At 74.9% G+C, this 12,117-nt stretch carries 8 protein-coding genes; 3 read left to right on the top strand and 5 right to left on the bottom strand.

What is annotated here, in order from left to right:
- The first annotated feature begins 13 nt into the window (after positions 1-13).
- The gene (locus IH26_RS0109150; protein WP_030435698.1) at positions 14-1,000 is read left to right on the top strand and encodes a malate dehydrogenase; all 987 of its coding nucleotides are present in this window, start codon (positions 14-16) and stop codon (positions 998-1,000) included.
- Here the strand turns inward: IH26_RS0109150 and IH26_RS0109145 are convergent.
- From IH26_RS0109145 to IH26_RS0109130, 4 genes are all read right to left on the bottom strand, one after another.
- A complete protein-coding gene (locus tag IH26_RS0109145; RefSeq protein ID WP_157437124.1) occupies positions 993-1,532 on the bottom strand; it encodes a hypothetical protein in 540 nt (179 codons plus the stop codon). The two genes, IH26_RS0109150 and IH26_RS0109145, sit on opposite strands and share 8 nt — an antisense overlap.
- A 48-nt stretch (positions 1,533-1,580) precedes the next feature.
- Positions 1,581-2,213 carry a maleylpyruvate isomerase N-terminal domain-containing protein gene (locus IH26_RS0109140; RefSeq protein ID WP_030435696.1) on the bottom strand — a complete coding sequence of 211 codons (633 nt, stop codon included), beginning with the start codon at positions 2,211-2,213 and terminating at the stop codon, positions 1,581-1,583.
- A 301-nt stretch (positions 2,214-2,514) separates the two neighbouring features.
- Entirely contained in the window at positions 2,515-5,358 is a 2,844-nt protein-coding gene (locus IH26_RS63855; protein WP_051807818.1) for a fibronectin type III domain-containing protein, read from the bottom strand.
- Positions 5,359-5,367: 9 nt separating this feature from the next.
- Positions 5,368-6,312: a hypothetical protein gene (locus IH26_RS0109130; protein ID WP_030435694.1), complete on the bottom strand. Its 945-nt coding sequence runs from the start codon at positions 6,310-6,312 to the stop codon at positions 5,368-5,370.
- A 116-nt stretch (positions 6,313-6,428) separates the two neighbouring features.
- On the opposite strand from IH26_RS0109130, the gene IH26_RS0109125 reads away from it, so the two are divergent.
- Positions 6,429-8,018: a purple acid phosphatase family protein gene (locus IH26_RS0109125; protein ID WP_245665053.1), complete on the top strand. Its 1,590-nt coding sequence runs from the start codon at positions 6,429-6,431 to the stop codon at positions 8,016-8,018.
- A 92-nt stretch (positions 8,019-8,110) separates the two neighbouring features.
- Here IH26_RS0109125 and IH26_RS0109120 read toward each other — a convergent pair whose 3' ends face one another.
- The gene (locus IH26_RS0109120) at positions 8,111-9,337 is read right to left on the bottom strand and encodes a serine hydrolase domain-containing protein (protein ID WP_030435692.1); all 1,227 of its coding nucleotides are present in this window, start codon (positions 9,335-9,337) and stop codon (positions 8,111-8,113) included.
- A gap of 78 nt (positions 9,338-9,415) precedes the next feature.
- On the opposite strand from IH26_RS0109120, the gene IH26_RS0109115 reads away from it, so the two are divergent.
- The gene (locus IH26_RS0109115) at positions 9,416-12,109 is read left to right on the top strand and encodes an ATP-binding protein (protein WP_030435691.1); all 2,694 of its coding nucleotides are present in this window, start codon (positions 9,416-9,418) and stop codon (positions 12,107-12,109) included.
- Positions 12,110-12,117: the final 8 nt, after the last annotated feature.

Genomic DNA, 12,117 nt, shown 5'->3' with positions numbered 1-12,117 from the left:
TCAGGGAGTACGCATGACGAACGCACCGGCGACCGTGACCGTTACCGGGGCGGCGGGGCAGATCGGGTATGCCCTGCTGTTCCGGATCGCGTCCGGGCAGCTCCTCGGGGCCGACCGGCCGGTGCGGCTGCGGCTCCTGGAGATCCCGGCCGCCGTACGCGCCGCCGAAGGCACCGCCCTCGAGCTGGAGGACGGCGCTTTCCCGCTGCTCGCCGGGGTCGACGTCGTCGACCACGCCAAGCCGGCCTTCGACGGGGTGAACGTCGCGCTCCTCGTCGGCGCCCGGCCCCGCACGAAGGGCATGGAGCGCGGCGACCTGCTCGAGGCGAACGGCGGCATCTTCAAACCGCAGGGCGAGGCCATCAACGCCGGCGCCGCCGCCGACGTGCGGGTGCTCGTGGTCGGCAACCCGGCCAACACCAACGCCCTGATCGCCCGCTCGCACGCGCCGGACGTCCCGGCCGACCGGTTCACCGCGATGACCCGGCTCGACCACAACCGGGCCCTCGCGCAGCTGTCCGGCAAGCTCGGCGTGCCGGTGTCCGAGCTCGACCGGATCACCATCTGGGGCAACCACTCGGCCACCCAGTACCCGGACGTGTCGCACGCCCGGGCCGGCGGCCGCCCCGTCGCCGACCTGGTCGAGCAGGAGTGGCTGGCCGGCGAGTTCATCCCGCGGGTGGCCAAGCGCGGCGCCGAGATCATCGAGGTCCGGGGCGCGTCGTCCGCGGCCTCGGCCGCCTCGGCCGCGATCGACCACGTGTACGACTGGACGAACGGCACCCGGGCCGGCGACTGGACCTCGGCCGCGGTCGTCTCGGACGGGTCCTACGGCGTACCGGAAGGATTGATCTCCTCGTTCCCGGTCACCGCGACCGATGGCCGTTTCACGATCGTCCAGGGGCTCGAGGTGAGCGAGTTCTCCCGCGCCCGCATCGACGTCTCGGTGGCCGAGCTGGCCGAGGAGCGCGACGCCGTCCGCCGCCTGGGGCTCATCTGAGCAGCAGGCGGCGCAGGCTCTCCTCCTGGGCCGGGCCGGTCAGGCCTCGCTTGGCCAGCAGGAAGAACACCTTGTTCCGCTGCCCGGCGAGCTGGACGACGAACACCCGCCCGGTCTCCAGCACCGGGCCGATCTCGGCCCACTGGTGCTGGACGCTGCCGGTCATGACGTGCATCGCGCCCGGGTTCATCATGATCACGGGCGCGTCGCCGCCGGCCCCGCGGGCGTCGACGACCATCTGGACCGGCTGCTGGAGGGCCGGGTTGCGGCGCCACAGCGCGTTCGTGCTGGACTTGACCACGAACGGCACGGCGAGCGGGAACAGCACCCCCGCCAGCACGCCGATCACCGCCGGTCCGGGCTGCCGGGCGACGATCGCCAGCACCGCGAAGGCGAAGCCGATCGCGGACAGCAAGCCGACGAACCAGTTCACCCGGCGTCGCTTGTTGCGGGCCTTGAACGCTTCGATGTAGTCGGCGGCCTCCGGCTGCCAGGACAGCCGGAGCACATCGAGGGACTCTGCGGGATTCACGGCACCAGCATGCCCCAGTCGCCGATCTTCGTGTGCCCCGCCGGCCGCTCAGGTGGTCAGCACGGTGAACTTCGGCGGCAGCTCGCCCCGGCCGGTCAGCGTCCGCAGCAGCGCGTCGCCCTCGCCGAGGGCGAGCGCCAGGCGGGTGGCCAGGGTGGTCGCCTCGGCGACGGCTTCCAGGGCCAGACCATGCGGTACGCCGCCGGCGGCCGCCGCGTCCAGCCCGTGCACGACCAGCTCGAAGGTGCGGGTCGGCAGCCAGTCGCGGACGCGCATGCCGCCGACCGGCGTGGCCACGATGTCGTCGTCGCCGGCCTCCGCCAGGGCGTGGGTCGCCCGCCCGGCCAGCTCACCGATCACCGCCGCCGGGTCGTCGCCCAGGGACACACCGGTGGCGCGGGCGTCGTCGGTGGAGGCGGCGGCCGCGGCCGCCAGGACATGGTCGGGCACGCCCCGGCCGTACGCGAAATAGCCCTCGGCCGTCGCGACCAGCACCTCGGACGCCGGGGTGCCGAGGACCTCGGGGACCTGGCGCAGGGCCGAGCCGGCGGTGTGGCCGACCAGGTCGCGCAGCGTCCAGTCGCCGAGGGCGGCGGGGGCGTCCCACCGGTCGGCGGGCAGGCGGCTGACGAGATCGGCGTAGGCGACGGCGGCCGACCGGTACGTACGGCGGTAGTCCATCCCGCCACCTTGCCACGGACTACCGCCGCGCGGTGGTCACGTCGGCGGCCGGGCGCGGGCCGCTGCACCGGCTGTGGTGGTCACGACGGCGGCGGGTGCGGGCGGGCTTCACCGGCTGTGGTGGTCACGACGGGCGGTGGGGTGCGGGTGGCTTCACCGGCTGTGGTGGTCTGGACTGTGGCGGGGTGTGGGCCGCTGCACCGGCTGTGGTGGTCAGGACTGTGGCGGGGTTTGGGCCGCTCGACCGGCTGTGGTGGTCAGGACTGTGGCGGGGTTTGGGCCGCTCGACCGGCTGTGGTGGTCAGGACTGTGGCAGGGTGTGGGCCGCTGCACCGGCTGTGGTGGTCACGACGGCGGTGGGGTGTGGGCCGGTCCACCGGCCCATCGCGTCGCCGGCCTCGACCGCGATCCGGTAGCGGGTGGCCGGCGCCAGCCCGGTGATCTTGTAGGCGGTCTCGGAGGTGGTGGCGGTCGTGGAGATCGGCGTGAAGTCGCCCGTCCCGACCGGTTGCCCGTCGACCAGCACGCGGTAAGCGGTTACCTTACGGTCGTCGCGCGCGGCCGGCCAGCTCACCGTGACCGAGGTGCCCGCGACCTGACGGATGACCAGCGGCGGGTGCGGCGTCGGCCAGAACGGCGCGCCCGTGTCGTACGGCGGCAGCGTGGTTGCGGTTGCCGTTCCCGGGTAGGTCGTGGCGTTGCCGCTCGCGTCGACCGCGGTGACCGTGAACGTGTACGTGGTGCCCGCCGTCAGCCCGGTCGCCACGAAGCTGGTCCCGCCGGACCGCCCGATCCGCCGTCCGTTCGCGGCGATGTCGTAGTGGTCGACGCCGTAATTGTCGGTCGCCGCCGCCCAGGTCAGCCGCGCCCAGGTGTAGCCGGGGGAGCCGGCTACGACGGAGGGGGACGTCACCGGCGGGGTCCTGTCCTGCTCACCGGTCGTCGTCACCGAAGCCGACAGCGACCGGCCGGCGTTGCCGGTCGCGTCGACCGCGCGCACCGCGAACCGGTATCGCAGCGCCGGCACAAGCCCGGCGGCGGCGTAGCTCGTCCCCGGGACGACCGCCACCACGACACCGTCCCGGAGGACTTGGTAAGCGCTTACCGCCGAGTTGTCGTACGCGGCGGGCCAGCTGAGCATCTCGGAGGCGGAGGCGGAGGCGGAGGCGGAGGCGGAGGCGGAGGCGGAGGCGGAGGCGGAGGCGGAGGCGGAGGCGGAGGCGGAAGCAGGGGCGGACGCGGGGGCGGAGGCGGAGGCGGAGGCGGAGGCGGAGGCGGACGCGGGGGCGGACGCGGGGGCGGAGGCAGAGGCAGGGGTGGACGCGGGGGCGGCGGCGGTGAGCCGGGCGCCGGGCGGGAACACCGGCCCGGCCGAGGCGTCCGTCGACACCGCGTCGGTCGTGGTCGTCCCGGTGAACGAGAGCCCGGTCGAGTTCGTGATCACCCACGGGTTCGGGGTGCTGTCGAACGACACGTCGCGGAAAGCGCTTTCCCGCAGGTAGGCGAGCGCCGTTCGCTGCGCGTGCAGGAACCGCACCCCGGTGAACGTCAAGTCCAGGTGCGGCGCCCCGGCCACGCCGACCACGTGAATGCTGGGCCCGCCGGTGCCGTCCACCGTCACGTTCTCCACGCGGACGTGCTCGAACCGGGCCGGCACCCGCGCCGGCTCGACCACGATCGCCGCGTTCGGATCCCCGTACGCCGAAGTGAAGACGAACGCCTCGGCGGTGGTCGCCCTGATCGCCGTGTCCCGGAACACCACGTCGCGTACGCCGCCGCCGTTGGCCGGTGCGGTCTTCATCCGCAGGCCCACGTCGGTGCCGTCGACGACGTTGTTCTCGGCCAGGATGTGCTGGATCCACGCGCCGGTGTGGCTGCCCGTCACCACCGCGCCGTGCCCGTGGCGGAAGTAGTTGTCGAAGATCCAGGCGTGCTGGCTCGGCCCGTCGGCGGGGGCCGCCGCGCCCAGGCCGGCCGCGAAGTTCATGCAGTCGTCGCCGGTGTTGAAGACCGTGTTCATCACGGTCAGCCCGTCGCTGTCGACCCACTCGACGCCGTCGCCGTTGTTCGCGTCGTACGTCTGGATGTTCACGTCGTCGACCGTGACGTCCCGGTCGTGGATCAGCGAGATCGTGTGGTTCGACGGGTTCTCCGCGGTGAACCCGCCGAGGTAGACGTCGCGCGCCCCGCGCAGCGTGATCAGATTCGATCGGGTCGGGTAGGGCGCCGGGCTGCCCAGCGCGGCCGCCCGGGTCACCTGGTCGGCGGCCAGGACGCCGGTCTGCCGCACGGTCGACTCGCTGCCCTTGGCGTAGACGGGGTTCCCGTCGCCGTCGGTGCCGGTCTGTTTCCACCCGTTGCCGTCGATCGTGCCCTCGCCGACGATCCGGAGGTCGTGGATGCTCCCGTAGTCGTAGGTGTGCGCGTTGATCAGCGAGTAGAACCGCTCGTCGGTCGAGTACGGATAGAGCAGGTAGTGCCACGGGTAGTCGGCGGCCCGCTCCGAGCCCAGCAGCCGGGCGCCCTTCGCCACCTCGAGGGTCATGTCGCTGTGCAGCCAGATCGCCCCGGTCTTGAAGGTGCCGGCCGGGACGAGCACCTTGCACGCGCGCCGGCAGGCGTCGATCGCCCGCTGGATGGCGGCTGTGTTGAGCGTCGTGCCGTCGCCCACCGCGCCGTAGTCGGCGACGTTGTACACGGCCGGCGGCGCCGCCGTCGACTGCACGACCGTGTTCCCGGCCCGCGATTCCGTGCCGTCCGCGTACACGGCTCGCACCGTGAATCGGTATTTCGTGCCCGGGGTGAGCCCTTTCACGGTGTAGCTGGTCGTCGCGATCCGCACCTGCCGGTCGTTGCCCGGGTCGGCGTAGAACCGCCGGATGGAGTCCGGCGCCGCGCCGGCCGCGCCCTGGTTGGCGGTCCCGACCGGGACGCCGTCCTGATACACGCGATAGTCGACGATGCCGGCCGCATCGGGCGGCGCCGGCCAGGCGAGGGTGACGCTGTGGTCGTCGTACGCGAGCGGGGGCACCCGCAGCCCCTGCGGCCCGGCGGCGGCCAGGGCGGGAGCGCCCGGCAGTGTGACTACCGCGACCGTGATGGCCAGAAGCAAGCGCTTTCCCCGCCGCAACGCATCGATGCCCATGAGCGCAGCTTAGTCGTCGGAGCCGGCCGCCCGGTGTCGTCCGCTGCTCCGCCGGGGGTCCGGCGCCTCCAGGTACGCCGGCCGCCGCAGTCGGCTGCTGGTCTCCTCCACGCCCGCGGTGTCGTGCCCGGCCAGCTCGGCGTGTGCCGGCTGCGGCGGGGGCGCGGTGTCGTGCCCGGCCGGCTCGGCGTGCGCTGCCGGCCGCGGGGGCGCGGTGTCGTGCCCGGCTCGCTCGGCGTGTGCCGGCTGCGGCGGGAGCGCGGCGTCGTGCCCGGCCGGCGGCGGGGGCGCGGTGTCGTGCCCGGCCGGCTCGGCGTGCGCTGTCGGCCGCGGGGGCGCGATGTCGTGCCCGGCCGGCTGCGGGGGCGTGGCGTCGTGCCCGGCCGGCGGCGGGGGCGCGGTGTCGTGCCCGGCCGGCTCGGCGTGCGCTGCCGGCCGCGGGGGCGCGATGTCGTGCCCGGCCGGCTGCGGGGGCGTGGTGTCGTGCCCGGCCGGCGGTGGGGGCGCGGCCTCGCCCCGGGGCGGCAACCCCGACGGCATCGGCCGGTAGGCGCGGGGCGCGACCGGCTCCGGCGGCTTGTCCTTCGTCCGGGACGCCGGGTCGAGCGGCGGCGGGGGCGCCGGGTACGGCGTCAACGGCGTGTTGGCCGGCGGTTTCGCGTACATCTTGGTCAAGCCGGCGGCGAGCCGCTTGCGTCTCGCCCGGGCCCGCTCCCGCAGCAGATGCAGCAGCAGCAGCACCAGGACCGGCGCCCCGGCCGCGAAGAAGTAGATCGGCAGGCTCCGCCCGGTGACCTGCAGGTAGGCCGCGCCGCCGAGGTAGGCGGCCGCGACCATCCCGTCGGTGAACCGGGAACCCGCCCGCTGGTCGAAGCCGGCGACGGCGAGGACGGCCAGCACCAGCCCGGCGGCGGCCAGCAGGCCGACGAAGGCGTGGAACTCGCCGTCCGACATCCGCGACTCCCGGGATCAGGTGTTACCCCCACTGTCGGCCGGAATCGGTGCCGCCGGAGCGGTTTCGGGCGGAATCTACGGACAGTCCGGGCAAACGGGATGATACGGTCAAACCCGTGCCGACCGACATCCCCCGCATGGGCCTGCCGGACCGACTCGCCGCGCGGCTGAGCATCGCCGAACAGCACGCCCTGCTGGTCAGCCGCCGCACCCTGATAACCGGCGCCGCCGCTGCCGCCGCCTTGATCGCGATCGGCGGCCCGGCTCCCGCGTTCTGGCGGCAGCCCGACATCCCGCCCGGCCGCATGGTCGTCCCGTTCGGCCGGCACCTCGCCTGGGGCGCCGACCCGCGCACCACGGTCACCGTCGGCTGGCAGGTCCCGCACCGGGTGCGGCGCCCGTTCCTGCGGATCGGCTCGTCGCTGGACACGCTCGGCCCGCGGATCGACGCCGAGATCCGCCCGCTGCACACCGAACTGGCCGGCGTCATTCCGGCGACCGACCAGTACTACGTGCACGCCACCGCCGCCGGCCTGCTGCCCGACACCACGTACTACTACGTGGTCGGGCACGCCGGCTACGACCCGACCGACCTGACCGGCTTCGGCCGGGTCGACGCTTTCACCACCGCGCCCAGCCGTCGCACCGTCGCCGAGCCGTTCACCTTCACCGCGTTCGGCGACCAGGGCGTCAGCTCGCACGCCCTGGCCAACGACGGCATGCTGATCGCCCAGCGGCCCGCCTTCCACCTGCACGCCGGCGACCTCTGCTACGCCGACTCCAGCGGAAAGGGCTTGCCCGGCGACCTCTACAACCCGCTCACCTGGGACCAGTTCCTCGCCCAGAACGAGCCGGTCGCCGCGACCGTGCCGTGGATGGCCTGCCTGGGCAACCACGACATGGAGGCGCTGTACTCGCCGGACGGCTACGGCGGCCAGCGCGCCCGCTGGGACTTCCCGGACGACGGCCCGCGGAAGGCGGCCGGCGTCTACTCGTTCGTCTACGGCAACGTCGGCGTGGTCGCCCTCGACGCCAACGACGTCTGCCTGGAACTGGCCGGCAACCGCGACTACACCGGCGGCGCCCAGACCGCGTGGCTCGACCGGCGGCTCGCCTCCCTGCGCGAGCAGCCCGACGTCGACTTCATCGTGGTCTTCTTCCACCAGTGCGCCTACTCGACCACCACCGCGCACGCCTCCGACGGCGGGGTGCGCGCCCGCTGGGTCCCGCTGTTCGACAAGCACCGGGTCGACCTGGTCATCAACGGCCACAACCACGTCTACGAACGCACCGATGCCCTGCGCGGCGGTGTCCCCAAGAAGATCTCCATCGGGGAAACCGCTTACCCCGCGCGGGACGGCACCGTCTACGTCACGGCCGGCGGCGGCGGGCGCGGCCTGTACAGCTTCGACGCCCCCGACTCCTACGCCCGCCACCGGCACGACGTCGACGAGGTCGAGTCCTACGTCTGGGCCGACGGCCGCGCCCAGGTCCGAGAGAAGGTCACCTGGTCCCGGGTCCGCTACACCGGCTACTCCTTCGTCGCCGTCGACGCCGCCCCCGCCGGCGAGGGCCGCACCACCACGCTGACCCTGCGCGCGCTCACCGAGTCCGGCACCGAGATCGACCGCGTCGTGCTGGCCCGGCGAGCCGGCGGCGGCTCCCGGAACAAGCTCGACGACAAGACCTGGCGACCGTACGCGTGACGGCTTCCCCAACCGCAGCGGCGACCGCCCCGATGCGCGAACGCGACGTCCGCGCGGCCCAAGGCCGTGGACGCGCGTCTCGCGCGAGGTTTTCAGGGGGCGATCCACACCCCGCCGGCCCGGTGGTGGCCGAGCGACCGGTAAACGGCGTCGACCAGTGACTGCCCGCGCTCGTTGATGCCCAGCCCGGTGCCCTGCCGGTTCATCGTGTACCCGAACGACAGGCCCGCCCGCGGGTCGGCGAAGCCGAAACTCCCGCCCATGCCCGGGTGTCCGAATGCCTCCTCCGGGATCAGGACCCCCTCCCGGTCGGCCGCCGGCAGATAGCTGTTGTCGACGCCCTTCACGTAGCCCATCGTCCAGCGGGTCGGCACCAGCAGCACCGCGTCCACCGAGGTGGCGGAGACGACGGCGGTCATCCGGTACAGCTGCTCCGGGCCGACCAGCGTCACGCCGTCGACCCCGCCACCCAGCGCCAGCGGCCGGTACATCCCGGCCAGGCCGCGCGCCTGGGTCATGCCACCCACCGCGCCCATCTCCGCGGCGTGCGCGGCCCGGCTGTCCGACTCGCCGGGCACCAGCATGTAGCCGCCGCTGTTGGCCAGCATCAATCCCTGCACCGAGGCCGGGTCGCTGAGCGCGGCGACGTAGAGGCTCGGCATCGGATCGCCGGGCCCCGGCGGCGGCGCCGGGATCGTCGGCGCCACCCGGTGCTCGTGCTCCTCGGGCAGGCCGATCCAGAACTCCAGGCCGAGCGGCCCGGCGACCTCCTCGGCGAAGAACCGGCCGAGCGACCGCCCGCTGATCCGCCGGACCAGCTCGCCGACCAGGAAGCCGAAGGTCAGCGCGTGGTAGCCGGTGCGGGTGCCGGGGCGCCAGAACGGCTGCTCGGCGGCGAGCGCGTCGGCCATCAGCGACCAGTCGTAGAAGCAGCCCGCCGGCAGCGGCTCGCGCACCGCGGGCACGCCCGCCTGGTGGCTGAGCAGGTGCCGGACCAGCACGCCGTCCTTGCCGTTCTTGCCGAACTCCGGCCAGTACGCGGTCACCGGCGCGTCCACGTCCAGCTGGCCGCGGGCGGCCAGCACGTGGGCGCAGAGTGCGGTGGCGCCCTTGGTGGCCGACCAGACGTTGCCGATGGTCTGCCGGTCCCAGGCGCGGCCGGTGGCCGGGTCGGCCGTGCCGCCCCACAGGTCGACGACGGTCTCGCCGCCGACGGTCACGCAGACCGACGCCCCGACCTCCCCACGGTCGGCGAAGTTGCGCTCGAACTGCTCCCGTACGGAAGCGAACCGGGTGTCGCAGGTGCCTTCGATCGCCATGGTGCGATCGCAGCACCGCGGGCGGTCCGGGGATAGTGCGGGATCCTCAACGGATAACGCGAAGGTAACTTGGCTGACATGACGTTTGCCGGGCGCGAGGCCGAACTGGCCGGGGTGCTCGACGCCGTGTCCCGGGTGCCGACCGCCGGGCTGGTGGTGGCCGCCGTCTCCGGTGCGGCCGGCATCGGCAAGTCGCGCCTGCTCGCCGAGGTGGCCGCCCGGCTGGGCGAGCGCGGGTGGCGCGTCCTGGCGGTCGCCGGGGACCGGCTCGAGCGCCGGGTGCCGTACGGCGTGCTGGCCGCCTCCGTGCGCGGGCTGACGCCGGACAACGCCTACACCGAGGGCCTCCGGCAGGACGCGCTGGCCGTCCTCGAGGCCGACGAGGCTTCTTTCCCGCGAGCGTGCGCGGCGCTCACCCGGCTGCTCACCGCGATGTCGGCGGCCGGGCCGACGGCCGTGCTCGCCGACGACCTGCCCGACCTCGACGACGACAGCCTCGCCCTGTTCACCGTGGTGCTGCGCCGGCTGGCCGCGGCGCCGATCGCGCTGGTCACCGCCGCGCGCGGTCACCTCGCCCGGCCCTGCCCGGCCGCCGAGGAGTTGCTGGCCCGCCTCGGCGAGCGCGGCGAGCTGGTCACGGTCACGCTGGGCCCGCTCGACCGCGACGAGATCGCCGGCGTGATCGCGCCGGTGCTCGGCGAGCCGCCCGACGAGGGCTTGTCCGGCCAGATCCACGCCCGGGCCGGCGGCAACCCGTTCTTCGCCATCGAGATCGCCCGGTCGCTCGACGAGAGTGGGGAGATCCGGCTCGCCGGCACGGGCGCCGTGCTCCGCCGGGTGGTGGCCCCGGCGGCCCGCCCGGTCGCCCAGGCCCTCGCCGTGCTCGAGGCCGTCGAGCTCGAACGCCTCGCCCTGGTCGCCGAGGTGGCCGGCGAGCCCGCGGCAACCGTCGCGGCCGCCTTCGACGAGCTGGTCCGGACCGCCGTCGTGGTGCGCGACGGCCAGCGCCGCTACCGGTTCGCGCACCGCATCGTCGCCGAGGCGCTGTACGAGGAGATCGGCCCGGCCCAGCGCCGCCGGCTGCACGCGCGGGCCGCCCGGCCGATGCTCGCGGCCCGCGAGCGCGGCGAGCCGACCGACCTGCTCGACCTGGCCCGCCACCTGGCCGCCTCGGCCACGCACGGCGACGCGACCGCGGTGGCCGTGCTCGCCGAGGCCGCCCGGCACGCGCTGCGCACCGCGCCGGACGCCGCCGCCGGCTTCTGCGAGCGGGCCCTGGCCGTGCTCGGCCCCGGCGCGCCCGAGCGGGCCGGGTTGCTCGCCCTGCGCAGTCGCGCGCTGGCCCGGGCCGGCCGCCCCGAGCCGGCCGTTGAGCCCGGCCGGGAGGCGCTCACGCTGCTGCCCGCGGGGGAGGAGCGCTACCGGACCGCCACCACGGTCGTCACCAGCCTGTACCTGCTGGACCGCATCGACGAGGCGATCGAGGTGGCGGACGGGGAGATCGCGGTGGGCCGGCCGCCGGCCGCGATGCAGGCGCAGCGCGCCGTGATGCTCGCCTTCGCGGGCCGGCCCGAGGAGGCGGCCCGGCAGGGCGAGCGCGCCGCCGCCTGCCGGCCGGGGTCGCCGGCCGAGGAGGTGGTGGTCTGCGAGCAGCTGGCGATCCTCGCCTCGATGCTGGGCCGGCACGCCGACACGGTCGCGCTCGGCGACCGGGCGCTGCGCGCGGGCGGCGACTCGCTGCCGCTGCGGCTGCAGGCGCTGGCCGTGTGCGCGTCCACCGAGGCCCTCGCCGGCCTGGTGACCCGGGCCGGCGGCCGGCTGCGGGAGGCGACGGAGCTGGCCGGCGACTCCCCGCACCGGTTCACCGGGGAGCTGGCGCTGACCCGGGTGGTGCTGGACTGGCTGGGCGGGCGGTGGGAGACGGCCCTGGCGGGCCTGCGGACCACGACCGCGGAGCTGACCGTACGCCGGCAGGCCCTGCTCGCCGCCGCCCTGGGCGCGGTCGAGCTGGAGATGCGCACCTGGCGCGGAGAGTTCGCGGCCGCCGCCCGGCTCGCCGCGCTCGTACCGCCGCGGATGCCCAACCTCGCCGACCTGCACGCCTGGGCGCTGGCCGGCTATCGGGCCGCGACCGGCGACCCCGCGGCGGCCGCCACCCTGCGGGCCGCCCTGGACCAGCCGGGCGGCGCCCCGTACGGCTGCCTGCTCTTGTCCCGGCTTCTCGAACTGGACCCGCCCCCGGGCGAGCGCGACGCGCTGGTGAAGGAGCTGGTCGCGACGCCACCGACCACCCCCTGGGCGGCGACCACGCTGCACCGCACCCTCGGCCTGGTGCACCGCGACCCGCCGGAACTGCGCCGGGCGGTCGCCGAGGCCGAGTCGGGCGGCCTGGCCTTCGAACGGGCGCGGGCCCAGCTGGCGCTCGGCGACCTGGTGGACGATGAGGTGCCGGCCCTGGACGACGCCTACCGGCTGTTCGCCCGGCTGGGCGCGCACGGCCTGCGCCGCCGGGCCGGCCGGCGGCTGCACGAGCTCGGCGCGAAGGTGCCGCGCGCCCGCGCGGGCGGGGCCGGCCTGCTGACCGAGTCCGAGGAGCGGGTGGCCCGGCTCGTCCAGCAGGGAATGCGGAACCGGGAGATCGCCGGGGCGCTGCACTACAGCCCGCGCAGCATCGAGGTCTACCTGTCCCGCATCTACGCGAAGCTGCACGTCTCGTCGCGGCTCGAGCTCGCGCGGGCGCTCGACCAGATGGACGCCCGGTCACACCGTTAGGTGTTGTG

This window comes from Actinoplanes subtropicus, assembly GCF_000721705.1.
GTDB classification, from domain to species: domain Bacteria; phylum Actinomycetota; class Actinomycetes; order Mycobacteriales; family Micromonosporaceae; genus Actinoplanes; species Actinoplanes subtropicus.
Note: the sequence above shows the minus strand (reverse complement) of the source record. Positions and strands in the feature narration are given on the sequence as shown.